The sequence below is a fragment of the Arsenophonus apicola genome (genome assembly GCF_020268605.1).
Classification (GTDB): Bacteria; Pseudomonadota; Gammaproteobacteria; order Enterobacterales; family Enterobacteriaceae; genus Arsenophonus; species Arsenophonus apicola.
In genome coordinates, this window is record NZ_CP084222.1 from 2,065,272 (window position 1) to 2,090,725 (window position 25,454).

Here is a 25,454-nt window from a genome sequence, read left to right on the forward strand (position 1 = left end):
AAGGTAGGGAAAATAATATTTTTGTCGACTTTTTGATGAAAAATGGTTTAAATAAAAGTAATTATAGTTTTCTAATAATATGATAGAAAAATAATATTGCACGATATTAGATTAGCAACGATATTTGAACTGAAAAAGATAATATTTATAACCGAAAACTAATATTTTTTAACTTTTATAATTTCACTGGTAGAGTTATTGATGGGGAATATTTAGATGCAACGCACTGTAACAAAAACTAAAACTTTCTTTGGTCATCCCTATCCACTGAGTTCTCTCTTCTTAACTGAGATGTGGGAGCGTTTTTCATTTTACGGCGTGCGGCCACTGCTGATCCTCTTTATGAGCGCAACCTTATTGCAAGGAGGAATGGGATTAACAATCGAGCAAGCATCAGCTATCGTGGGTATTTTTGCAGGTGGCGTTTATATTACTTCACTCCCTGGAGGATGGTTAGCTGATAACTGGTTGGGACAACGTAAAGCGGTTTGGTATGGATCACTGATTATTGCATTAGGCCATCTTTCTATCGCGTTGTCTGCCATCTGGGGTAATAGTCTATTTTTTATCGGATTATTATTCATTGTATTGGGAACTGGTTTATTTAAAACCTGTATTACTGTTATGGTTGGTACTCTGTATAGAAAAGATGATACTCGGCGTGATGGCGGATTTTCACTGTTCTATATGGGAATTAACATGGGCTCATTTATTGCACCGTTAATTATTGGCCCACTTTATGAAAAATATGGCTGGCATATCGGCTTTGGCCTGGGTGGAATTGGTATGCTGATTGCACTCCTTATCTTCCGATTTTATGCTGTCCCACAAATGCGTCGCTATAGTAAAGAAACAGGCATTGCTGCTAGTTGGGAGCAACCAACAGTAAAGCGTAAAAACGTCGGTAAATGGATCACATTAGCAATGGTATTGTTAGCTGCTATCGTGATACTTATTGCAACAGATATTGTGCCATTTAATGCCACCCTTGTGGCCAAAAGTTTTGCTTATATCATTGCCACTTTTGTTAGCCTCTATTTTATTTACATGTTTTTCTTGACGGGTTTAAATCAAAATGAACGGATGCGTTTGTTAGTCTGCCTTATCTTACTTATTTCAGCGACATTTTTCTGGTCAGCCTTTGAGCAAAAACCGACCTCATTTAACATTTTCGCTCGTGATTATACTGATCGCTATCTTACTAATGGCTTTGAAATTCCAACCATATGGTTTCAAGCAATTAATGCGCTGTTCATCATCATTCTTGCTCCGCTATTCAGTTGGCTATGGCCAACGATGGCTAAGCGCAATATAAATCTGACAAGTACCACAAAATTTGTTATTGGCATCTTATTTGCTGCCGCTGGCTTTGCCATTATGATGGTAGCCGCAAATATAGTTATTACGCATAATATCATTGTTTCTCCCGTTTGGTTGATCAGCAGTATGCTACTATTAACTTTAGGTGAATTATGCTTAAGTCCAATTGGACTAGCAACAATGACACTATTGGCACCTAAAAAAATGCGCGGACAAGTCATGGGTCTTTGGTTTTGTGCCAGTGCGTTAGGTAATCTGGTTGCAGGAATTATGGCCGGAAATATCAATAAAGAACAATTACAGTCTATGCCAAGCCTCTTTTCCCAGGTTGCTATTGCATTAATAATTTGCGCTGCGGTGTTGGCAATCTTAATTATTCCGATCAGGAAAATGCTGCAGAACGCTAATCAACAAACAAGTTAGGCCAAATAATTAATTTCTTCCCCTTAGTAAAAATTAAGGGGATCTATTAGTAAAATATTGTTACAAAAGTTCACTTCTCAATATAGTGCTATTAATATCGAACAAGAAGCAAAATTTAACCAATTTTTCATCATCAAAATAATAAGCTAATCATTAGCATGGCCAACAATAGCAGGTTATATTACAGTATAAATGAGCCCCAAGCGGCTCATCTAACATAACAAAACAGCTATCAACATTTTGATAAATCGTATTTATTGATGCTCACGCTATTACAAGTTTAAAAGGCAATCACGATGACAATTGAATATGCAGTGATTAGTGGTGGATGTTTTTGGTGTACCGAAGCAATATTTAAAGAAGTAATTGGTGTAAAATCGGTAGAAAGCGGTTATAGCGGTGGAACGGTCGAAAACCCTACTTACGAACAGGTTTGTTCCGGTAAAACAGGGCATGCAGAAGCTATTCGCATCGCTTTTGATCCACAACAAGTAAGCTATGATGAATTGCTAGCTATCCATTTCGCTACCCATGATCCAACACAGTTAAACCGACAAGGTAATGATATTGGTAGCCAATATCGTTCCGCTATTTTTTTCACCTCTGAGCAACAAAGGCAGGCTGCCGAAATGGCGGTAATCGATGCTCAAAAAAACCATACTGCACCAATAGTAACAACACTGGAGCTATTTAAAAAATGGTATCCGGCAGAAAAATATCATCAAAATTACTGGCAGAATGAAGGTCAACAGAACAGTTATTGTTTAGCCATAATCCCAGCCAAATTACAAAAACTACGCTCTCTGTTTGCCAAGCAGAGTCGATGACCATCATAAACAAACAGTCAACTTTTTACAAAAGAAATAATTAATTTAGCGTAAGAGACTTTGCTGCTATTTTTTAGCAACATTGACTCACTTTTTATAAACGCTTATTCATTTATTCGCTATTTATTATTAGATAAGAAAAATCACTAACATTGGCTAATTATTATTTTTTATCTTTTAAAAAAACCATTTTATGGTCTGCTATCTTAGTTTTACCCCCTTAAGCGATCATGCAGTTTTTTTAAATCACCTCTAGTTTTAACCTCCTTTTTTATAACATAATAGTTAATCTCATTATTCTTCATTTTATCAATTAGATCATCTAAATTTTTATCAACAATTTGCGTTTTAGGAGAATCATTGACCTCTTTTAAAAGTCTACTTATCGACATTCTTACTACATCCCTGCCATTATCTCTATTACTACGCCCATTATGCGCCAAGTCATAATCATCTGGCTGATAGTTACTAGCAGCACTATTTTTTACCCCAATAAACTTATCAGGTAATGCTGAAGTATGGCTAATATCACTCGCTGTTGTATTTATAGAACTGTCACTTAATAATCGTGTATAACCATGTTTAGAACCAATACCGAAATTATTCATATACTTCACCTAATAGAAATTAATTATTAATAAATATAATGAAAGCGAAAAATCTATCCTACTTCGTTTTAGGCTAAAACAAAAATTCGCTTAATAAAATATTTAGTCTATTTAAGCTAGCTTGATTTTTTAATAACACAGAAGCTCTTGGCTAAATTAAGAATAAAGGTTCCGCCGAATTAAAAAGATACCAGATAAGAGCAATAAGCAATAGCGGCTTACTATAAATTGATATTAGTTGCTTTGAACAAATTGAAGCAACTTTAAAGGGACAGAACCAACCAAAAATTATTTTTTAAGTGATATTTTATTGACGAATCGTAAACTTACAATTCTCTGGCGCGGTTTTTTCACATACTTTATAAATAAGTCCAAAAGGTCCAGCTTCTTCTTTCCATAAATTACCTACAGTTTGGATAGTAAAATCTTTTTCATTCTTTGGTGTTAAACGCATATCAAGGGTTTTATCAACACCAACACGATAAGTACAATACTAAAATTTTATAGGAGCCGACTGACTTTCCGTAATTGCAAGCCCCATTTCAAAAGATTGTACCGTAGTTTTTTCATCAATAATGCCTTGCAGCACGCCAAGCCACTCTCCATTTACTCCATTTGCGCGGAAAACACCATTACTACTTTCAATTTTATTTAATGCCGGACAATTTTCAGTGGCTTGAGATGTCAAAGAGAAGCCAATCAATGATGTTGCTATCGTGAGAGTTACTAATTTTTTCATGTCAAACGCTCCTTATTTATACATTTGTACAAACTACCATTTATATATTTACGTAGATCATGATTTGTATATTTACATAAATTATTATTTATATACTCATACAAGGTATTATTTGTATAACAAAAAATACATTAACACAAGATTATACTAAGTAAGAAATGACCTAATTAATTTACATTTACAACTGTTTTATAAAATATTCTATGGCATTAAAATAATTTAATGTTATTAAATTATTTATAACCGCTATTTTGTTAATAAAATAGTTATCTGTATTATTTTTCATTCTTTTTAACGTATAGATTATCGCGTCAAATAATATTATTTTTTTATGCCAATCTCTTACTGATTCTCTTAAGCGAATAAATCTAAAAACAAATGCTGCCAGCAGTCACAGCAAGAGTTGATTATTCAATTATTTATTGTTGAGGATTATACTTAACGCTAAAATTAGCTAGTAAAAAATAAAAGTTGAGGGATATCTGGTTAAAATACCTATTAAAGTAATAATAAAGCAATATTATCTTAGGTTAAGATAAATACTAATAATCAAATAATAAACTTTATAGTTAGCTAGAAAGAAAATAAAAAATTGCATTTTATAAAAAATAACGAGCAAAATATTTACTTTCTTGATGAACATTAATAAAGGCAGCGTTAATCGCGCCACCCTTCAATCCTACCTAATTAACAAAATTTCATCTTCTAATGCATGCTGCATGTTCTTTTCAAAGTCATTCCAATTACATAGACCATTCCCATCAATAGGGCAATTTTTTAGTGATAAAGTTACCTGTTTTAGAGGGTTATTCAATGTCAAGGCCGTACCATAACGCAATTGATTTACTGACGGATAAATATATTCAATTTTTAGATAGTCTTTATTAGTTTTCTTATTATGCCAACGCTGAAACACTAATTTTCCACCAATTGGCGTTTTTTCATATTGTTCAGGTAATTGATAAGGAGCGAAATCAAGAGCAGACATTACTGACGCGATATTTGAATCATGACCAAACATAATAAGCAATTTTGAGCCTTCAATTTTGCGCCGTTGAACAAAATGCAAGTCAATATATTTTAATAGAGGTTTAGCTATATTTTTAGCAACTATTTTAGTTGTAAATGCAACTGCATGATAGCCATTTTTAATTTTATTAAGTGTTTTCCATTGCTGTGGTGTATTAATTGTTCCCCACGCAACGTCTTTGTTAGCAAATCCTTCGTAATACTGAAGATCAAATACATCTACAGCATTGCTCGCTAATCCTAATGGGCCAAACACTAAGGGCTCTTTACCTGTACTAATAATCATCTTATTTGGGTAGCTAACCAGATCGCATAACTTATCTCTTTTACATAGCGTTGAATTCTTAAAATCCAAAATCGTTGAAACTTGTTTATAAGCTTCAGCTAAATCCAAATGTGCTAATTTTTCTTTCATAGCGCTTATGGCTTGCCGCTTAAATTCTATACTATTATCAGTGATAACTGGAGCAAAAATAGGATCGAACTCTCCTTCAGCCATATCAGCACGATAAAATGCTTTAACTATGCAATCAGGAAAAGCGCCGGAAATAAAAGATTGAGCTGAAGCAATAGTGCGTTGTTGGTTGTTTGCATAAACATAGACATTATTTGCATCTGAACATTCATCTTGACGCAATAGACCCATTCTTTCAAACCAAGACCTAAAGTAGCTACCTATATAAATCTCTAATTGGTGGCCTTTATTCGTAAGATCTCCATTGTTTGTATGCCAAATAGGCCAAGGTTTACTCGTTGCACGCTTTAATATATCTGCATATATGATAGGTGCTCTCAAATTATGCCTACTTAAAATTAAAACCTGTGTTAATTCATAATCTTGAAATTTTTCTACAGAATAAGTTACTGAGGGTGTTAAAATAAAAAGAAGGCATAACGTTAATATTTTTTTCATCTTTTTAACGCTCCTTTAAAGTTAATAATAATTCATTTTATTAATAAGATTTTATTTAAATGGAGTCAATTAAAAAATTTTATTTACAAAAAACACAGACACCTGTTGTTTTGATGAATATTTGTTAATTTATACATTAATTACATGAAATACAAGGGTATTTGGCACTACATATTTAGTAATGGATTTTTCTTATATTATTAATAAGAAATTTATTAGCGCCACATAATATTTATTTAACATTCTGTAACATTTCACATACCTTTAGCAAATAGATATTGTCGCAATAATAAGAATAATATACTAATTAAGGTAATATATTAGTGAAAAAAACTAAACCGATTATTTAACCACAGGCGAGGAATTATAAAAAAATCCCATATAATAATTATTGTTATTTAAGATAGGCATTTGCTATTATTAAATTTAACTTGGCATTACTACAAAAAAAAAGCCAGCATCGCCAAAATGACTGGCTCTAAACACACAAGGAAAATAATGTTTTTTATAAAATTACTTGTCTACTCTAATAAATAAGAGTAAAAATATCAGCATTTTAAAATAGTGTTTATTTCAACCAACTTATAGGCATATAAATTCTTTATCAATAGATAAAAGATTAGCGACTAAAATATAAGCAATAAAAAATATTACAAATAAACGTATTAAAATGATAAAATATTGAGTTCTAACTTAAATGAAAATTAATTAGTAAATCTCAATATTAACTCGGTTTTATTGAGTTGAATAACTTACATTCTCTATGAATAATAGATACCCTTCTCAAATCAACAAATCTTACGATAAAATTTTCTAATTAAATTCTCAAGTTGCTATTTTAGCAAGTAATAAATGACTAATTATTTTTTATACCTATGTACTATTTATTATTAATTTTTTACTAAAAAACGCTCATTTTGATCAATATCTAAAATATAATAAAATTAACAATCCCTAAAGTGTTGGCGCCAATAATGTCATAAAGAATAATAATGGTTAAAACTAAAGCAACTAATTATTGTTTAACCACTTTGATAAAAAATTATTTTATAGAATATCTATCCGTAACTTCTCTAATTATAGTAAGCATAAAGATACCAATAATCAGAAAAATCATAGCTCACAAAAACTAACGATTTAACACTAGTAACAATGTAGATAGCATTTTGTTTAAACGTGTTAGTAATACATTTTTCATTGCCCTCAAGTTCAGTAAAATTTAATACACCAAGTGATAGATATTAAAAGAAAATATAAATCTTAGTTAATGTTATCATTATAAATTAAACCAAAACAAAATTTATAGAATAAATCATACCTAAAATAGTCACATAAAAAAAATTGATATAAACGATCAATACTTCCATATATGATAGACTTAAGCTATTGTAATACAATTATCGATCGTTTATATCAATAATTTCCGCAATATTTATATTTAAATAAAAATTTCTATGATAATATTTTCCGTTTTAATATTAATACTTCTATTTTACAACTCTATAACCATAAAAATATCACAACTTACTTTAAAAGAGTAAGTGTTTTTTAATCAATAGAATGCCAAAAAAATAAGTAAATTTGGAGTTTAGAATATCGTTTAACATAATAGTAAAAAGCCATTTTTAATTATAAAAAAATAAATACAACCTATTAGCTACTTTTGCCGATTTTTAATTTCCAAATAATTTTTCTGTGTACTGCTGACATACATTGCTTCGTTGCCCTTTCCCATTAAAATATCTATCAACGTAGCATTTTTTATCCTTTATGTCGCAAAATACCCCATTATCAAATGTAAAGGCCGTTTTATCAAATAAACCTTGAGACAATAAGCGATTAGCTTGTTTTTTACCTAAATATTTTTCGGTTAAACTGACTGACACTCCTACAATACTATCAACACATATATATCTATCACATAGTACATTAGGTTGTGGTGAAATAAGCAATTTCCATGAGATAGCCAAACTAAAAGCTGAAAAGAAAAATAAAACGACGCTTAATAACAATAATATAAATTTATTCATAAAAATATTCATTATTTAACCCTTAACTAAAAAATAAATAAAGTATCCAATCCAAAACTTATCAAGCAATACTATAATCTCTATTTTACATTTTGCCGTATAAAATAAAAATAGACATTTTAAGCAACATAATAATTATTTAACATTAATAAAAAAATGTTATTGTAATTAACCTATTGAGTTTATGTAATTAAATTAGGTGTTAAGTATTAAATATCCTATGATAATAAAAGTAATGATTTAATTTTTTGTATAGCTATCGCATAAAATTTTTCAACAATTTTATATCAACTATCAATTGATTACATGATAATTATATTATAATTGTTATTCAATTATAATACTTGTCAAAATTTAGCAATATAGGCATCCATTATGCCCCAAAACAGTGTTAACATCATCATATCGCAATCTTTTACCTCTGCTATTTTTATGATCGTAAACAGATGACCATAAAATGTAGAAATGATCCTATAAAATTAAAATTGCAAAATAAGAGGAAAAATTACTATAAAAAAATACTACAATTAGTTAAAGTAAGCATGGTTAACACATTTTAATTAAATACTTCAATACAACAAAATTATAACATTAGAGACATAACTGTTTTATTGCAGATTACTAACTTATAGCGCTAAAGTTTTTGGCAAAATAACATAAAAATTAGAATATTATGTCATTTATTTTGTTAATCGAACAGCAAGTCAATTAACAAGCGGGCTAACTATCAGGGTATATTATGAATACATCCATTATCTATACCGAATCTTCGATGAATTTTGGTGGCCAGGAAGCTCAAGCTTTACTACAAATGAAAGGCTTAATACATCGAGGCTTTAACGTAACTTTAGCTTGCCATATCGACAGTCAAATTGCCCATGAAGCAAAAAAAAAATAACATTCCAATCCATCATGTTTCATTTACTAATAGTGCTCATCCCTCGTCAATCATACGCCTACGCAAACTACTTCGCCAACAGCAAACAATTTTAGCCGTTTGCCACAGTGGCCATGATGCGAATAATCTTGCCATCGCTGTAAAAACACTAGCGAAGAAACAACGACCATGTGTACTGAGACAAAAGACCTATCTGTCAGGTAAAATAAAAGCCTTCAGTATGAATTATTTATTCGATTATGTTATTGTCCCTAGCGAACCAATGCGGGAAACATTAATACAAAGTGGTTGTTTGTCACAAAAGGTTAAGGTTGTTCATCCTGGATTTGATTTTTCTAAAATGGTTGCGGAAAATCATACCCCTGTCGCTGATGATATTTTAACTTGGATAAATGAAGGAACAGCCCCAATCATAATTCAAGTTGGTATGCTAAGAGAAGAAAAAGGACATGATATTATTTTAGCCGCACTCGCCCAATTAAAGCGACAAGACCGTTTATTTCGTTATTCAATTATTGGCGATGGCGCTTGTAAGGCTAAATTACAGAAAGAAATTATCGACTATGATTTAGAATCTGAAACACTTCTCGCCGGTATTGTTTTTCCTTCTTCCTCCATATATTCCTACGCATCTTTAACTGTAATTCCTTCTACTAAAGAAGCATTTGGTATGGTAGCAGTTGAATCACTTTTTTTCGCTGTACCGGTCTTTGCTAGTAATGTGGGTGGGCTACCTGATATTATCCAAGATAAAAGTAATGGACTGTTATTGCCACCATCTGATATCAACAATTGGGTAGCCGCTATTGATGATTTTACAGCAACCTAAAAAATATCAAGAGATGGCTCAACGCGGACAACTTCAAGTAACCAAGAAATTTTCAATTGAATCATGCTTATTTCGTTTATTACAAATTGGCAAAGTGTCGGATATTAATTCAAACAATAAAACCAATCAGGAATGATAAATAACTAACTAAAGTCAGGTGTTGATAGATGAAAAAAAATCTGTTGCTGATAGATAATTTAACAAATGATGCTAATAATTAACTATATTTGTCTTCTAATCACACAAATAATTGGTGTTCACTCTTTTTCTCTAACTATTTGATTGATTAATAAAATCAACATTCGCACAACATATTAAATACTTGCCATTATGCTAATAATTGAGTAAAAATAGTTTATTACCTATTAATCTATGATTTTATTAATATAATGAATGCAACAACTATTCCTATTCTTATGTACCATCATGTTAGCCCGTCTCCCGGGTTAGTTACTTTATCGCCAAAAACCTTCACCCAACAGATGACATGGTTAGCTAATAGCGGCTGGAAAACCCTTTCGACAAAAGAATTAGAGCAATTTTATCAGGGTAAAGCTTTTCCACGCAAGAGTGTCGTGATCACTTTTGATGATGGTTATTTAGATAATTGGGTTTACGCTTTTCCTGTGTTAGAACAACTGCAGCTTAAAGCCAGTATCTTTCTTATTACAAAAGATATTGGCAATGGTCAGGTTAGAAAACTATCTAATATTAAATATTCACACCGTGAATGTGAAGCAAAGATACGTAACGGTCAAGCCGATGATGTTATGCTGCGATGGTCAGAAGTTGAGCGCATGCAAGCTAGTGGATTAATCGAATTCCATAACCACACTCATTCACATTTACGTTGGGATCAATTGGAAACTAATATTGAAAGACGCCATGCAGCATTAATTGCAGATATTGAACAATGCCGTAATATGCTTATCCAACAACTTGGTTATTGCAGTCAGCATTTATGTTGGCCACAAGGATTTTATAATCGAGACTACGCAAAAATTGCCAAAGAGCTGGGATTTAATTATCTCTATACGACTGAACGTCGTATGAATAAAGCTTGCCAACCAGAACCTTGGCGATTAGGACGAATTAGCACCAAAGAAAGAGAAGATACTCGGTGGCTAAAACGTCGTCTTTTCTATTACTCTACACCAATTCTCTCTTCACTTTATGCTTTACATAAAGGACCTAGATATACTTAATGCAATAAGCGCTATTTACTTTAAACAAAGAGCCAGTTAGTAAATAAATTTATTGTTTGCCATTTTGCCAAATAATTTTTATTTGCGAGTACGGCTTTCTAGTTGAATGGTTAAGCTTTCAATGCGCTCGGCCATTTCTTTCGTTAATTTGGTTAACTCTGTATTTTGTTGAAGTAATACAAATAATTGCTCAGCGTTATATTCGGCAATAGCTTGCCTTTGCGCCGTTGCTTCAGCTAAATCTTCTCTATGTTGAGCATCAGCTATCGCATGTGCTTGATCACGTTCAGATTGCCGAGTTTGTGCAAGTAATATTAACGGCGCCGCATAGGCTGCTTGCAGACTAAAAGTTAAATTCAGTAAAATAAACGGATAGGGATCAAATTTAGTGATCCCTGTTATATTAAGATAGATCCATACAGCCACAACAACAGTTTGCCCAATTAAAAAACCAGGGGTGCCAAAAAAGCGCGCAAATGCTTCTGCCTTAAGAGCAAACCATTCATCACCAAATGTATGATTATGGCCTTTAAGCGGCTGATAAAAGCGAATTTTTTATGTTCCGACATAAGCACCAACTCCCCTATGATAAAAACCATTCTAATTATCTATTTGCAAATCTAGTTTAAAACTAAAAACAATAAAATTAGCAAATACAATATAAATAAAAAGTATAAACCAATTTTCTGTCATTGCTGAAAACAATGCTAACCCCGCTGATTATTATTTTATTAAAGTAATTTTGTTTATTATCAATTTTTTTAAATACTTTTATCATTATTTCATAAACTTTAATTTAATAATTTCTCTCTCAGAAATGCTATTCACAATTAACATTACATTACCTGATATAAAAGAAATAAAGTTACGAACGTTAATTAAATAAAAAAACATAAAAATTGATATAAAAAAAATAAATTTATTAAAAATATAATCTCATTATATTGTTAATTTTTAGTAACTACGTAAAAATAAAATATAATTTTTTAATTTATATGTTAAATTACAAAGAATAATATTAGTTATAACATAACTTTTTTTAATAAAAATTAATTCGTTAGATAACAAATAAACGAATATCATTCATTTTGTATATACATAGAGTGAAAGTACTTAATTTTTTTACAAAATAATGGAGCAATTTATATGAATCAACAAAATGATATCTGTCTAAATACCGCAGAATGGATCAAAGATGCTGCCTATCAAAATGGTATGCGAGTAAAATGGAATAATGCTATTTGGCAAGCAAAATGGTGGATCAAAGGCACTGAACCAGGATATCCTGAACCAGGCAGCGGTGAATTACCTTGGGAAAAAATAAAAAATTGTGATGCTGATTTATGTTATACAGCCACACCGTGGCTAAAAGAGGCAGCTTACCAGATCGGAGCTCAAGTCAAATGGAATAAAGCTGTTTGGGAAGCAAAATGGTGGAGTAAAGGCACTGAACCAGGCTTCCCAGAGCCAGATAGTGGCGAATTTCCGTGGAAAAAAATAAAAGATTGTTAAAAAAGCATTGTAAAATAAATCACAGTAATCTTCTGTTTTTTATTGGCTAAAATAGACTATTTTTAATCTGATCTAACAGATGTCAAATTATTACAAAACAGCTGTTAGATCAAAGGTAATTTATATTCTTACTATATTAACTTTACTATTTCAAATAACTAACTTGCATTATAATTAAAAATAGTATTTCATAAATTAATGATTGAAAAATTATTCTAATAACAAATAAAATAACTTTTTTATTTAGGCAACTTTGGCCATTTGATATTAGGCGCAATTGATATATCTATACGACTTAATAGCACGCGATAGGTTTTCCACTCCATCAATTTTTTATATTCTTCATCAGTTGCTATATTCAAATCAATGGCATCCTGTAAGGGAGCTATGATCCCCGCTGCATTTTGCATTAATTCAATTTTTGTATTTTCTGCATCTTTAATTAATTCATTTTTAGATTTAGGTGGAATATCAATCCAAATAGGTGCGCCATTTTGATCTGCACCTAACATTTTTCCATCAGGCGGCGCACAAAGTGCATACTCTTTATATATATTAAAAGGAATTTTAGTCGCTTCATCATCCCAAGTCCCAGCACTAATGTAACTATCTTTCAAAGATTCAGATAACCAACATAATTTTGTTGCACTAAAGTAATAAACATTATCTTCTTTCATTGTTACCATCCTATTGCAATCCATCTCATATCAACTAGTGGAGAAGCATTACTGCCATTAGTTACCTTGGTTTGGCGCATGGTAAAGCCACTATTATTGGCATCTAATATATTAGGCGTATACAATTCAGTTAGATTTGAATTAGAGTTGAAATTAGCGACCCCCATACTGGCCAAAGCATTAGGAAAAGTAATAGGAAAGAAATTTCTTGAACTATTTTTTCTAGGAACACGTCCCCATTGAATAATTATGCCCGTGTAAGGCTCTTTCATCCAACCATTTACCGCTTTTTTAGCGCTCCATTTAATACCAACTAATTTAGCATCAATCTGCTGCTTATTATAATTATCCTCTTGAATAGCAAATGTTCCTTGCTTTTCTGGTAAATAGATAACTTGATGGGTATTATTATTGCGGATAAAAAATTTATGGGTATTTCTTGCACAAACTAAGTCATAGTCAGCTTTGTCTGCACCTAATCTGATGACAGCATCGCTGGTAGGATGAATAGCGTTAAAACCATAAGCAGTTATATGATCTAAAGTATTAGTTGCAGCTAATGTACTTGAATAAGTAGGAAATGATATTGAATACTTAATGTTGTTATTACTATTTCTAGCCACTACGTTATAAGCACTATTACCAGAAATATACAAAGATACCTGCTGGACATTATTTTTCATTGACATACCAGCATAATGATCTGTTTTCACTAAATCTAAGGCAGAAAATTGCACAGCCCGACTATCTTTAACTTTAACAAATTGATTATCAATTTCCTTTTTTGTATATGAGTTAACAACAGTTTGTATCCAGGCACCAGCCTTTATCCCACCTGACGATACGGGTGTAGAATTTTCAAAAACCCGTTTTGGTAACTCACCTGCCCAGCGGTAATATCTATTTTCTTTCTCATATTGCAATGCATGATAACGGCTTGTTATTTCAAATCCTTTTTCAAATGAATCGACTAAAATATAATCAGACATGCCTGATTGATTAAGATCAAACAAGGTCGGTTGACCATTTTGATCAAAACCAAGCTGCTTATTTTTACGGTTTTTTGCATCAGGTAATGCAGGTATATCAATGTCATTAACCCGTATCGATCTAATCCATATCTTTTATAGCAGATTGCATTACGCCAAGGTTAACCGCATCATTATCATTTTTAGGTTGACTAATATTAGAAATACGATAATTCTTAGCATCAAAATAATTTGCTAGCTTACTTGGTTGCTGCAGCAGTAGCGACGCATTTTCTAACACTTGTTGAACTAACATCGTGAGATAATCAAATGCATTTTCATGTTGTTTGGCATGAAATTGTTTGCATTTTTCAAATGCTATCTCTTGTTTTGCTGGTAAACGTCTCTCTATCAATAAATGATTTCCATTAAATAAAGGGGATGACAAAATGATTTTGCCTCCTTCGTCACAATTAACACCGATTACTGTATAATCCTTATTTAATGTCTATCTTTGTGCATGATCACCATTGCCATCAGTCATAATGACAACTAAATGATGCTCACTAAATATTTTAAATTTATAATCAAATTCAGTTGTAGCGCAATCGCCAATATATTGGTTGGCACAAACCTCAGTAACTACCGTCATTATTGCTATCCTCCTTTTAACTAATAATGCAATAGCGATAATAAATCCTACACAGAAATAACTAAATGATCCTAAAACTATCACCGATCTATGCCTTTAGCTAACCTCAGTGCTTAGGATCGTTGTTACTATCTTTGTTCTAGTCAATATAGATGATAACCACAATAAATCTTTTAAGAAATAATCAAACCCAGGTGTAATACCGTTATTAATATCTTTATGTTAAATACAGTGATTAACTCATTACTACTATTTTGACTGTATATTGATTAATGAGATAGCAATAATATATTGTTAAAAAATGTTATATTTGATGGTAAAAATAACGACAGTGGTAGTATTATTAGTAACCATCATTTTAATAGCGAATAGCGATTAACATCGCAAAATTCAATGGGTTTGGGTGGTTGGTAGCTTTACAGAAATTTTTGCGATTATGCGTTATTTTATTATTAGGTAACAGCCTTCTTCAGACTGGTTTAGCGGGCTTATAAATAATAATTTTAATATATCAATGTTAACTAGTTCTTTTACTATAATGTTTCGCTAGTACCTGATAAAGACAGAAAATCATTGACGCTTTGTTTTTCCAGTCCAATTTCTTTTATTTCTTTACCTGAAGGAGAAACCAGAACGTAGATATCATAAGAACCACCACCAGATCTATATTTATGTTTATTAGCAATTATATAACCTTGATATTTACCACTTTGAATAATATAAAAAGAATTACCGTTTGTGATAAATTTTATATCATCAATAGTTATAGGAATATTATTAAACATATTGATTATCTTATTCCATGTTATTTTATGTATTGCTCCCGAGGTAGCCCATGCACTGGATAAGAAATAAACATCTTTTTTTATTAAAAAAACATCGACTTGTCTGATACTTTTAATATTTTTTTTGATATCCCTATTTGGCATTTCACCTAAAATTTTCACGACCTCACTCGGCGTTGCCAACATTAAAAATGAACCTGCCTTAGAGTTAGCAGCAAAGATAACTGTTTTATTATCCAATATGCGAAAACTGTTAATATTTAATTGTCGCTCTGATGCCATACTATCAATATAGTTTAACGTTGATAGACATAAATTATTTCCATATAGGTGAAAGCCTTCTTTATTTGACATAGTGCAACTCGCTGCTAATCCAATAGTAGGAAATAATATCATTAATATAAAAACATAAAATTTTTCTTTAAGCATACACCCTCTATTTATGCTTTTTTTGACGGTTTTTTATGGTAATAAATAAACTAAATTGATAAAAATAAGTGATGTATAAAATATATTTAATAATATAGGCTTGAAAAATTAATTAAACAACTCTTAAAGATATTTACTCGCTAATAAGTTTATGAGCAATTCACAGCAAAAATAACTAACTTAAAATGTTAAAAGTTCCAAGCAATTCCTGCCATAAACATATCTTGATCTTTATCATTAAACGAAACAACACGATTAAAGCGAAGATTAGTACTTAAATGACTAACTAATTGATAATTTATCTCTAAGCTAATGACGCCGGCAAAATCTTTTTTGTTCTTTATTTCATGCCTATCATCGTTATAATAAGGACCAATACCCGCACTAATATCCCAATGGGTTAATATCGGCATGACATACCAAATCTGGCCAACAACCCCTTGCCTATTAACTAGACCATTATCCCCTTCATAAAGGTAACTCACTGAATAAGCAGCAGCATCATTGATTAAATGCTTAAACTCTAGTTGGTGACCCATTTTTAATGGTAAATTTGCCCGATTAGTTTGCGAAGTCCCTAACCAATAACTTATCTGCATATCTTTAGTAGGAAACGAAGATGGTAGCTCATTTTGAAAGTTTGCACCAAAACCAACCATGACTGAATCTGTTGTAAAAGAATTAAGCATTTGCACATGATTATATTGGGCTTTAAGAAAGAATCCATCTGGAATAAGGTAATAAATAAACGCGACTGAACCATAAATGCCAACTCGTTTATCATTATATTCTTGTTTATTACGGCGAGTTGTATTCATACTAAAATAGGGACCAACTGAAAAATCTAACTGTATTCGTTGATTGAAATCAACTACGCCAGTGCCTATAACGGCAAAACCGTCGCGATGATTATTATTTGGATGGCCTTCATTGAGATAAACCAATGAAGCGAAAAAATTATCTGCTATTTTTTCACTAAAGCTTACCTGATAGCTTCCCCAATTCATTCCGCCACCTTCACTCGCCCAACCATTTCCATAAGCCAAATTGAAAATAAATTGTCGTGACTTTATATCTTTGTTTTCATTGGAAAGTGCAGAGGAAATAAAAAGAAACAGATGACCGATTAAAGCAATGCAAAAAAACCATACCTGTTTTTTCTTTATCATTTTACCTATCTTATACTTCAAGCAGTTAATTATTATTATAGACAAAATATGCCTGCTAACATTTTTCGCAGCACAAAGTAGCAGTATGCTGGCTTTTATATTTACTGTGATAAGCTATCAATTAAGACATTAATAATATCTGCAATTATTTATTTTGACTTTCACGTTATATCTCTGTGGTAATAACAAATGGCGATATAAAGAACTCATTGTTAATAGTAAAATTTATAAAATGATGACTTTAAGTGGGTAATTAAAAATATAAGAACATTTAACTCTGTCTTGCATTATCAACAAGTACAACACAATAAAATGCAAATATCACAAACATTAATTTTCATTTATTTAACATAAAGTAAATATTATTTTACAAATAAATAATTTTTGACTATCTTTTGTTACTGATAATTTATTCATACAAAAATAGATAAACAAACAACTTAGCATAAGGTAAATTATGAAAACATTATCTAAAGTTTTATTTATTACTGTATTGTTTTCTTTTGCTACTTTTAATAGTTCAGCAAAAGTTGATAATTATGTTCAAAATTATCATGGTAGTCACGTCGGCCATGGTGGTGGTCATAGTGGTCATGCCAGTCATAGTGAGCATACTGGTACACATGGTGAACATGGTCATTCTGAAGGTCATGGCGAACAACAGGAACATGCGGATCTTAGTAGCCCAGATCCCTCTTTTTATCCGCAATTTACTGATACTATAACCCCTTGTCAAAATGCACAACACGATATTTCTCTTTGTGATTCTTAAGATAATTATCAATAGAAGCCTCTATATCTGTTGCTGCCTAAACGGTAGCAACAGCCAGCTTTTGCTAAAAAATAACCATCCAGCAAAAAATGGCGCCAAAATAACACAACACAATATTGCTGAAAATAAAATTATTATCGAATATAGTTTTAACCATTTAAAGAGAACAAATTATGAAACAACTCGTTAAAATATTTACTATTACATCTGTTTTAGCTATCAGCTTGCTGGCTTTTGCTGATAAAAATAATTTATCAGATGCTGATAAAGATAATTCTTCAGATGAAAAAATAGCGACCGAAATGGCATGCGACACTCAGTTTGGAAATGGAGAACCACTAGGTTCAACAACTGAAAATGGTCAAAAAATAAATATTTGCTCTAGATTATAATAGTAAAATTATTTACCTCTTCTTAAATATTAATAAGAGATCAATATATTAATGACAATAAAGTAAAAGAAAAATCTAACTCTACAAAATACAAACAACTTCTTTATATCCATTATGGAATATATTTGGAAGAAGAAAAATGGAGCCATAGGTAGACGGAATAAAAAATATTATAAATCAACTAGTTTTAATAGTAATTGATTATTTAAATTTCATTCATTGCGCTATTTTTGAGTTTAGGGAACTTCAACCAATTGGTTAAAAATAGTAGTAGTAATAGTATGCAATAAAACTCACTGAATTACTGTAGCTCTATCCGTGATCAGCAGAGGTTGCTAAAAGCAGAAATGGCGGAGGAGGAGAGATTCGAACTCTCGGATGGTTTCCCATCGGCGGTTTTCAAGACCGCTGCCTTTAGCCGCTCGGCCACCCCTCCGCAATGTTCAAAACTATAAACACAGCTTGAGTAGTTGTAAAGCCTTATATAATTTAATCGCTTTATATTTATGCTATAAAGTGATTATTTGCTTAATTTATCGGCATTTTACGAATATACTTGGGTAAAAAGCTCAATTTTGCTAAATTAGCTATACATTTTTTTAAGCTTAGAAATATCATATGTTTATATTTGAAGGTAGTGAAATTAAAACTGATGCTGATGGTTACCTTAAAAATAGCCATGAATGGTGTGAATCCATGGTATATCTATTAGCTAAACAAGAGAATATTATATTAACAGAACAACATTGGGAAATTATTCGCTTCATTCGCGAATTTTATTTCGAATTCAATACTTCACCGTCTATTCGTATGTTAGTAAAGGCAATTGCTAAAAAATATGGTGAGGATATTGGCAATAGCCGTTATCTTTATGGCCTTTTTCCAAAAGGACCAGCAAAGCAAGCTACAAAACTTGCCGGTTTACCTAAGCCGGTAAAATGTATTTAACTATTACAATGAGTGTCGAATATGAAAATCGACTACCTCTTTTTCAACATGACACTCTTCACTTTTATAATATTCAATTTTAGCACCTACTGGCCCACCCGCTTTTAACCAATCCTCTAATTGTTGAATTTGCTCTAATGTACCGAAAGCTTTAATGTTGACACTACCATCATAGCGATTATAAACATAACCATATAATCCATGTTTTTTCCCCCAATGTAACGTATGATAGCGAAATCCTACACCTTGAACTCGCCCATATATATAGTAATTTCTACCTATCTTTCGCATTTTAGTGCTCTCTTATAATAAATAATAACTTCAACATATTGTTTTTTATGTAAACAACAGATACTCTCATAGTATAGAGTTTTTAATCTATATGGATTAGAGCTTTTAAGAAACTAGCGTAACAGAGTGACCTGCTTGAAATTTATATTATTACCCACATATCATTACCTATAGAATATGTAAGGCTTCTAGGAGGTAGCTATGATGACTACCAGTAAATTTAGTATTGGGCAACAAGTAAGGCACAAACTCCTAGGTTATCTTGGAGTAATAGTCGACGTTGACGCCGAATACTCGCTGGATAAACCACAGGATGACGATATTGCAGCTAATGCAGCTCTACGCTCTGCTCCCTGGTACCATGTCGTTATGGAAGATGATAATGGTGAACCTATTCACACATATCTGGCTGAAGCTCAGATTACTTATGAAACCTCTGATGAACACCCAGAACAGTCGTCTTTAGATGAGTTGTCGGAATCGATTAAAACTCAACTGAGAGCACCACAATTACGTAATTAACTAATTAAAGCAAATCAATGGAGATGATTAGTCTATCATCTTCCTTGATCTATTTCTCTAAACCTAAGCGAGGTATTTCTATTTTGGGGCATGCGTTCATCACAACTGCTAATCCAGCTCGCTCAGCTATTTTTTTAGCTTCTTCATTAATAACACCTAATTGTAGCCAAAGTACCTTTGCATTAATAGCGATTGCCTGTTGGCTAACTTCTAATGCTGCCGCTGAATTTCTAAAAACATCAACCATATCAATCGGATATGGAATATCAGCTAATTGAGCATAAACTTTTTGTCCAAGTAATTTTTTTCCAGCTAGTTTTGGACTAACAGGAGTCACATTATATCCTTGATTTATAAGATATTGCATAACTTTATAACTTGGACGTTCGACATTATCACTGGCGCCAACTAATGCTATAAATTTTATGTTTGTTAAAATATCTACCAGTTTTTTCTCAAGCATTTATGCCAACTCCATAATTTAAAAATAATAACCTACACTATGATATAAATCGCAACAAAGTGCTACTACACTTGTCGAATCTGTTGAGGTAACTCAATGAATAGTAGATAGTGATTTAGTTGCTATCTTAGCAAACATCTATCAATGTGAGGAGCTTTATGGAATTCGTTATTCGCCGATTAAAAAAAAATAAAAATATTGCGCTAGTTGCCCATGATCACCGTAAATTATCACTATTAGCATGGGTTCAAAAACATATTTCGGTGCTAAAAACACACAAATTATTTGCTACTGGTACCACAGGTAACTTGATCCACCAGCATACCGGATTAAAGATTATTAATATGCTCAGCGGGCCAATGGGAGGAGATCAACAACTTGGTGCGATGATTGCCGAACAAAAAATCGATATTTTGATCTTCTTTTGGGATCCATTAAATGCAGTTCCACATGATCCTGACGTAAAAGCACTTCTTCGTCTCGCTACTGTATGGAATATTCCTGTTGCCACTAATATAGCAAGTGCTGATTTTATTATCACCTCACCAGCTTTTGATCACGACACTGAAATTGAGATCCCTAATTATCAACAATACCTTGAGACACGTATTAACTAATAATTTTAATTTATTAATTACAAATATAAATTCTTCGCAGAAATTTAGTTAAGATAATAAAAAAGTGACAATAAAATAAGAATTATGGTCTTTTCTGTCGTAATACACCTAATTTTTTCAATTGCTCAACAAAAACAGACGGGGTTAATTTGTCATAAAGTAAATAAACTCGTTTTTTAGCTCGAGTCAATGCAACATATAATAATCGTCTATCTTGTCGATCAGGAAAAATAGCAAACTTTGGTAATAATACTTTTTCTATTGCAGACTCAGGTTGACAGATCGGAAAACCATCTATTCCATGCTGTAAGCCAAGGATGATAACATAATCGGCCTGACTCCCTTTTGCCGCTTGGATAGACATAAAATTAATGTTTAATTTTGGCCAACGAATATTAGCTTTTTTAATCACCGCAGGATGTAAATAAAAATAACGCGATAAAACGAAAATTGTCTCTTCTTCTGTAACATAACCACTCATTTTATTAAGTAAATTTTCCAGTTGTTCCTCTGGTAATAAAACTATCGATTTTTTATTTGCTTTAACCAAACTTCTTAATGGTCTAATCTGCTGCTCAGGATCCATTTGTATAAATTGATTAGCAATTTTAGCAGTGTAATCGTTAAAACGGTAAGTAGTATCAAGTGTACAGTAAACTCCGTTACCAAAATAATGTTCAAAAGTAGTCATTAAATTTAATTTTGCTGCCGAAAAACGATAAATTGCTTGTCCATTATCACCAACAGCAAACATGTGCGTTTGTCTATTCTGTTGGCGTAATGACTGCAGTAACTGCATTTCTAATGGCGATAGATCTTGGAATTCATCAATCAGAATATATTTCCATGGGCTTATAAATTTTCCTTTATGTAATAAATTAATTGCTTGATGTATAAGCCCTAAGCTATCAACCGCTCCCTCAGCTTTTAGCGTCGATTTCCATATTTTAACAATAGGTGCTACTAATCGCAGCTCCATTTGCAGTTGCTTGCTCTCTGCTGGCGTTGCTAAATCACTTATAGTTTTCTGGCTTCCGCCATGTCTACGTAGTAAATTAAGCCAATTATCTAAACGAATTACCACTCTTTCTGCTAATTGTTTGTCATGCCAAAACTCACCGCTAGCAATATTCCATCCTAATTCTCGCGTTAAATACTCACGCCAGCCCTTTGCCTGCGATTTTTTTTCATGACACTGCCTTTGCCATTCACTGATCAGCAACTTATATCTTTTTTGTTGGTTAACTTCTAATTCACTAATCGTGATATTTTTATTACTGCTAGTTTGAATAATATGCAGTACCAAGCTATTAAAGGTTTTTGTGTGAAATGCCTGCTGTCCTAAATTAGTCTGAACAAGTCCATCCATTTTTTTTGCGGTTTTATCATCGAAAGCAAGTAATAAAATCTGTTCAGTAATAGCCTGCTGCCTAAGTAAAAGCCAACCCATTTTCGCTATCAAAACAGAGGTTTTACCACTACCTGGCCCGCCCAATACTAAAATATTTTCTTCGCTGTTAACTACACAATTGACTTGAGATAGGTTTAACGGAGTAATGGTAAATCGCTGAAAAAATTCAGAGTACTGCTTAAGCAAACGAGCGACCCAATATTGATTAATATCATACAGTGACTGATGGCTCAAATTAAGCCAATGCTGGCAAACAGCAAAATTTTGGCGACAGTTTACAAATTCATTTAAACGTACAAGCGGTATAGGAAGGCTATTTAATCTGTTATTAATTTGGTTTTGCAACTGACTAAGTTGTGCCTGGGTAAACCAACTATCCTGAATTAAGTATTTTTCAATTTCTTGCACTTGTTCAGATAAAATATCTGCACAAATCAAACTCATTTCTTGGCTCCATTTTTTCCAAATATCCATAAGATAATGAAAAAAATATTCGGTTTCCTTCCATTCAGTACCGTGTAAACGAACCACCTGGTTGTCAGGTAATTCAAATTCAAGCTCTCCCCAAACAATACCTCGCTTACAACGTATATCAATAAGTTGATTAAAAGGAATGAGATACTGATGGTTTTCACCACTCACTTCAACACCAGCATTTAATAGGCGAACTCGATTATAAGGATGTTGAGCTAAACGCTGACCTACATGTGTCGATTTCAATTCCATTACACACTACCTTAGCTAAAATATGTTAGGCCATGGCAAGAAAAAGTTTTTTCTCTTTAATAAACCTTATAGGTTATTATGGATGCTTTATATTATTAATTAGTACGCTGACAAATTAGGGGTTATTGTGCTCACTATGTTCTCTGGCTTTCGCCACATATTTTATAATAGCAATATCCTTTATTATATCCGAATACTAATTGCGCTCTCAGGAACAGCATTAATTCCTTGGATTTTAGGTGAGCAGCTTAAAATAACTATCCCTTTAACACTGGGTGTCGTTGCCGCTGCATTAACAGATCTTGATGATCGATTTATTGGTAAGCTTCGTAATATCGCCATCACGTTATTATCATTTCTGATTGCCTCTATCTCTGTTGAGTTACTGTTTCCCTATCCCTGGTTATTTCTTATTGGATTAGCGATATCGACTTTCAGCTTCACATTCCTTGGTGTTTTGGGACTACCCTATGGAACAATTGCTTTTGGTGCACTTCTGGTCGCAATCTACACCATGCTTGGAACGGCTATTTTTACAATTTGGTATCAACAACCAATATTGTTACTTATAGGTGCCATTTGGTACTATTTATTAACAATTATCAGCCATATTTTTTTTCCTATTCAGCCCTTACATAATAAATTAGCCCAATGTTACCAACAACTTGCTATCTACCTGGCTAATAAAGCCAATCTATTTGATCCTGAGGTTGAAAAAAATTATCAACAATCAATCTTTGATCTTGCTATGGCCAATAGCAAGCTGGTCAATACGCTGAACCAAATGAAAGTAACCTTGCTAAGCCGCTTAAAAAATAATAAAAACCAAACAGGGACTAACAATAGCTTACATTACTATTTTATTGTCCAAGATATACATGAACGAGCTAGTTCATCTCACATTAAATATCAAAACCTAAATCAAGATTTTCCCCATAGTGATATTCTGTTCCGGTTCCAGAAATTACTATCGATGCAAGCTGAAGCATGCCAATTGGTTGCTCACTCCATTTTATCGCACACAAGGTATCAGCATAATACAAAATTTAAAGATGCATTTGCTAACCTAGAAAATTCGTTGCAACACCTTACACAACAATATCCTAACAACAAACAAATAAACACTCTTTATAACCTATTAGTTAATCTCAAAGAGATAGATACTCAACTTAATAGTATTGCTGTCGAGCAAATAGAAATCTCATATAGTCAAACATTGACTGAAACACAACTTTCTGACAATTCGCTATCTAACATTGGCGATTTTTGGCTCACAATTACTAATAACTTAACACTTAATTCAACCCTATTTAGACATGCTATTAGAATGTCAGTAGTATTGTGTACGGGTTATATTATTGTTCAATGCTTTAATCTACCTCAAGGTTATTGGATATTATTAACCAGCTTATTTGTATGCCAACCAAATTATCTTGCAACTAAGAATTGCTTAATATTGCGTATTATTGGAACCATTGCCGCTATTCTAATTGGCTTACCACTACTCTATTTTGTCCTCTCGATAGAAGGGCAACTCTTGCTCATTATTATTAGTGGCGTGCTTTTCTTTACCTGCCGCAATAGTCAATATGCCCAAGCCACCTTATTTATTACTTTGCTGGTTTTGCTTAGTTTTAACTTATTAGGCGAAGGTTTCACCGTTATGCTTCCCCGAGTAACGAATACATTCATTGGCTGTGGCATTGCTTGGATTGCAGTAAATTATATTTGGCCTGATTGGAAATTTCGACAACTGCCTAAAGTACTGCAACAAACATTACACAGTAATTGTCGTTATCTTGCCGCTATTTTATTTCAATATCATCAAGGCAGAGATAACAGTGTCAATTATCGCATTGCTCGTCGCGACGCCCATATTAATGACGCAGAACTGGTTTCTGTGTTATCCGATATGCTTGCCAGAACGAAAACTAACACTCTTTCCCCAGAAAAAATTTTTAGATTACTCTGCCTTAATCACAGTATGTTGAGTTATATTTCAGCCTTGGGGGCACATCGGGAACAACTTAATAACCAGACTGTTTTATCTATTCTTGATAATACAATTGCCTATATTGAATCGGCGTTGAACTTTGCCTTATTGAATAATCAAGTAGTCAAAGAGTTAAATAACCCATTAATTCAACGCTTCCAAACAATACAATTAGGAGAAAATAACAAAGAACAACTTATTGTTGAGCAATTATTATTATTAATTAATCTGTTGCCAGAAATCACCTCTCTAATTGTTTTTATTAACCAACAAGAGCCAGACTAAAATCGTTTTAATTAGTAAATT

Annotated in this window: 26 protein-coding genes, 1 tRNA gene and 1 pseudogene; 13 read left to right on the forward strand and 15 right to left on the reverse strand. The window is 32.3% G+C overall.

Going from position 1 to position 25,454, the window contains the following annotated elements:
* Window positions 1–216 precede the first annotated feature (216 nt).
* Window positions 217–1,743, forward strand: a complete 1,527-nt coding sequence (locus LDL57_RS09885; protein WP_180560892.1) for a peptide MFS transporter — start codon at window positions 217–219, stop codon at window positions 1,741–1,743.
* 296 nt (window positions 1,744–2,039) lie between these two features.
* The gene (msrA, locus tag LDL57_RS09890; RefSeq protein ID WP_180560893.1) at window positions 2,040–2,570 is read left to right on the forward strand and encodes a peptide-methionine (S)-S-oxide reductase MsrA; all 531 of its coding nucleotides are present in this window, start codon (window positions 2,040–2,042) and stop codon (window positions 2,568–2,570) included.
* 212 nt (window positions 2,571–2,782) lie between these two features.
* Here msrA and LDL57_RS09895 read toward each other — a convergent pair whose 3' ends face one another.
* From LDL57_RS09895 to LDL57_RS09910, 4 genes and pseudogenes are all read right to left on the reverse strand, one after another.
* On the reverse strand, window positions 2,783–3,178 hold the full coding sequence (locus tag LDL57_RS09895; protein WP_180560894.1) for a hypothetical protein: 396 nt from the start codon (window positions 3,176–3,178) through the stop codon (window positions 2,783–2,785).
* Window positions 3,179–3,485: 307 nt separating this feature from the next.
* Window positions 3,486–3,917: pseudogene (locus LDL57_RS09900) on the reverse strand (DUF3757 domain-containing protein).
* Between the two features lie 679 nt (window positions 3,918–4,596).
* Window positions 4,597–5,859, reverse strand: a complete 1,263-nt coding sequence (gene agp / locus LDL57_RS09905) for a bifunctional glucose-1-phosphatase/inositol phosphatase (RefSeq protein ID WP_180560895.1) — start codon at window positions 5,857–5,859, stop codon at window positions 4,597–4,599.
* 1,673 nt (window positions 5,860–7,532) lie between these two features.
* Window positions 7,533–7,901, reverse strand: a complete 369-nt coding sequence (locus LDL57_RS09910) for a YcgJ family protein (protein ID WP_225505533.1) — start codon at window positions 7,899–7,901, stop codon at window positions 7,533–7,535.
* Window positions 7,902–8,628: 727 nt separating this feature from the next.
* Here LDL57_RS09910 and LDL57_RS09915 point away from each other — a divergent pair.
* The 4 genes from LDL57_RS09915 (at window position 8,629) to LDL57_RS09930 (ending at window position 10,821) form a co-directional block, all read left to right on the forward strand.
* A complete protein-coding gene (locus tag LDL57_RS09915) occupies window positions 8,629–8,787 on the forward strand; it encodes a hypothetical protein (protein ID WP_225505534.1) in 159 nt (52 codons plus the stop codon).
* On the forward strand, window positions 8,768–9,616 hold the full coding sequence (locus LDL57_RS09920) for a glycosyltransferase (protein ID WP_180560897.1): 849 nt from the start codon (window positions 8,768–8,770) through the stop codon (window positions 9,614–9,616). The genes LDL57_RS09915 and LDL57_RS09920 overlap by 20 nt, the downstream gene beginning before the upstream one ends.
* A complete protein-coding gene (locus LDL57_RS09925) occupies window positions 9,597–9,752 on the forward strand; it encodes a hypothetical protein (RefSeq protein ID WP_180560898.1) in 156 nt (51 codons plus the stop codon). Before LDL57_RS09920 ends, LDL57_RS09925 begins: the two co-directional genes overlap by 20 nt.
* 250 nt (window positions 9,753–10,002) lie before the next feature.
* On the forward strand, window positions 10,003–10,821 hold the full coding sequence (locus LDL57_RS09930; RefSeq protein WP_370520710.1) for a polysaccharide deacetylase family protein: 819 nt from the start codon (window positions 10,003–10,005) through the stop codon (window positions 10,819–10,821).
* Window positions 10,822–10,899: 78 nt separating this feature from the next.
* Here LDL57_RS09930 and LDL57_RS09935 read toward each other — a convergent pair whose 3' ends face one another.
* Entirely contained in the window at window positions 10,900–11,373 is a 474-nt protein-coding gene (locus LDL57_RS09935) for a DUF1003 domain-containing protein (RefSeq protein ID WP_180561007.1), read from the reverse strand.
* Window positions 11,374–11,967: 594 nt separating this feature from the next.
* On the opposite strand from LDL57_RS09935, the gene LDL57_RS09940 reads away from it, so the two are divergent.
* Window positions 11,968–12,333: a hypothetical protein gene (locus tag LDL57_RS09940; protein WP_225505535.1), complete on the forward strand. Its 366-nt coding sequence runs from the start codon at window positions 11,968–11,970 to the stop codon at window positions 12,331–12,333.
* A gap of 239 nt (window positions 12,334–12,572) precedes the next feature.
* On the opposite strand, the gene LDL57_RS09945 is transcribed toward LDL57_RS09940, so the two are convergent.
* The 6 genes from LDL57_RS09945 to LDL57_RS09970 form a co-directional block, all read right to left on the reverse strand.
* The gene (locus LDL57_RS09945; protein WP_225505536.1) at window positions 12,573–13,010 is read right to left on the reverse strand and encodes a tail fiber assembly protein; all 438 of its coding nucleotides are present in this window, start codon (window positions 13,008–13,010) and stop codon (window positions 12,573–12,575) included.
* A gap of 2 nt (window positions 13,011–13,012) precedes the next feature.
* Window positions 13,013–14,023, reverse strand: coding sequence for a gp53-like domain-containing protein (locus LDL57_RS09950; protein WP_180560902.1), 1,011 nt, complete (start codon window positions 14,021–14,023; stop codon window positions 13,013–13,015).
* 97 nt (window positions 14,024–14,120) lie between these two features.
* Window positions 14,121–14,393, reverse strand: a complete 273-nt coding sequence (locus tag LDL57_RS09955) for a hypothetical protein (protein WP_180560903.1) — start codon at window positions 14,391–14,393, stop codon at window positions 14,121–14,123.
* A 93-nt stretch (window positions 14,394–14,486) separates the two neighbouring features.
* Window positions 14,487–14,630, reverse strand: coding sequence for a hypothetical protein (locus LDL57_RS09960; RefSeq protein WP_225505537.1), 144 nt, complete (start codon window positions 14,628–14,630; stop codon window positions 14,487–14,489).
* A gap of 533 nt (window positions 14,631–15,163) precedes the next feature.
* Window positions 15,164–15,844, reverse strand: a complete 681-nt coding sequence (locus LDL57_RS09965) for a hypothetical protein (RefSeq protein ID WP_180560905.1) — start codon at window positions 15,842–15,844, stop codon at window positions 15,164–15,166.
* Window positions 15,845–16,032: 188 nt separating this feature from the next.
* Entirely contained in the window at window positions 16,033–17,013 is a 981-nt protein-coding gene (locus tag LDL57_RS09970) for a hypothetical protein (protein WP_225505538.1), read from the reverse strand.
* Between the two features lie 457 nt (window positions 17,014–17,470).
* On the opposite strand from LDL57_RS09970, the gene LDL57_RS09975 reads away from it, so the two are divergent.
* Both LDL57_RS09975 and LDL57_RS09980 read left to right on the forward strand, forming a co-directional pair.
* Complete coding sequence (locus LDL57_RS09975; protein ID WP_180560907.1) at window positions 17,471–17,785, forward strand: hypothetical protein; 315 nt, start codon at window positions 17,471–17,473, stop codon at window positions 17,783–17,785.
* A 173-nt stretch (window positions 17,786–17,958) separates the two neighbouring features.
* Window positions 17,959–18,177, forward strand: coding sequence for a hypothetical protein (locus tag LDL57_RS09980; RefSeq protein ID WP_180560908.1), 219 nt, complete (start codon window positions 17,959–17,961; stop codon window positions 18,175–18,177).
* Between the two features lie 348 nt (window positions 18,178–18,525).
* Here LDL57_RS09980 and LDL57_RS09985 read toward each other — a convergent pair.
* Window positions 18,526–18,613, reverse strand: a tRNA-Ser gene (locus LDL57_RS09985).
* A gap of 182 nt (window positions 18,614–18,795) precedes the next feature.
* Here LDL57_RS09985 and LDL57_RS09990 point away from each other — a divergent pair.
* Window positions 18,796–19,125 (forward strand): TusE/DsrC/DsvC family sulfur relay protein, encoded by a 330-nt coding sequence (locus tag LDL57_RS09990; protein WP_180560909.1) that lies wholly within the window; start codon window positions 18,796–18,798, stop codon window positions 19,123–19,125.
* A gap of 3 nt (window positions 19,126–19,128) precedes the next feature.
* On the opposite strand, the gene yccX is transcribed toward LDL57_RS09990, so the two are convergent.
* Window positions 19,129–19,416 (reverse strand): acylphosphatase, encoded by a 288-nt coding sequence (yccX, locus tag LDL57_RS09995; RefSeq protein ID WP_180560910.1) that lies wholly within the window; start codon window positions 19,414–19,416, stop codon window positions 19,129–19,131.
* Window positions 19,417–19,617: 201 nt separating this feature from the next.
* Here yccX and hspQ point away from each other — a divergent pair, with 201 nt between their 5' ends.
* Entirely contained in the window at window positions 19,618–19,938 is a 321-nt protein-coding gene (gene hspQ, locus LDL57_RS10000; protein ID WP_180560911.1) for a heat shock protein HspQ, read from the forward strand.
* A gap of 49 nt (window positions 19,939–19,987) precedes the next feature.
* Here hspQ and LDL57_RS10005 read toward each other — a convergent pair whose 3' ends face one another.
* Window positions 19,988–20,401 (reverse strand): CoA-binding protein, encoded by a 414-nt coding sequence (locus LDL57_RS10005; protein WP_180560912.1) that lies wholly within the window; start codon window positions 20,399–20,401, stop codon window positions 19,988–19,990.
* 158 nt (window positions 20,402–20,559) lie between these two features.
* Between LDL57_RS10005 and LDL57_RS10010 the strand changes: the two genes are divergently transcribed.
* Window positions 20,560–21,018: a methylglyoxal synthase gene (locus tag LDL57_RS10010; protein WP_180560913.1), complete on the forward strand. Its 459-nt coding sequence runs from the start codon at window positions 20,560–20,562 to the stop codon at window positions 21,016–21,018.
* A gap of 82 nt (window positions 21,019–21,100) precedes the next feature.
* Here the strand turns inward: LDL57_RS10010 and helD are convergent, their stop codons facing one another.
* Entirely contained in the window at window positions 21,101–23,155 is a 2,055-nt protein-coding gene (gene helD / locus LDL57_RS10015) for a DNA helicase IV (RefSeq protein ID WP_180560914.1), read from the reverse strand.
* A 127-nt stretch (window positions 23,156–23,282) separates the two neighbouring features.
* Here helD and yccS point away from each other — a divergent pair, with 127 nt between their 5' ends.
* Entirely contained in the window at window positions 23,283–25,433 is a 2,151-nt protein-coding gene (gene yccS / locus LDL57_RS10020; RefSeq protein ID WP_180560915.1) for a YccS family putative transporter, read from the forward strand.
* Window positions 25,434–25,454 lie beyond the last annotated feature (21 nt).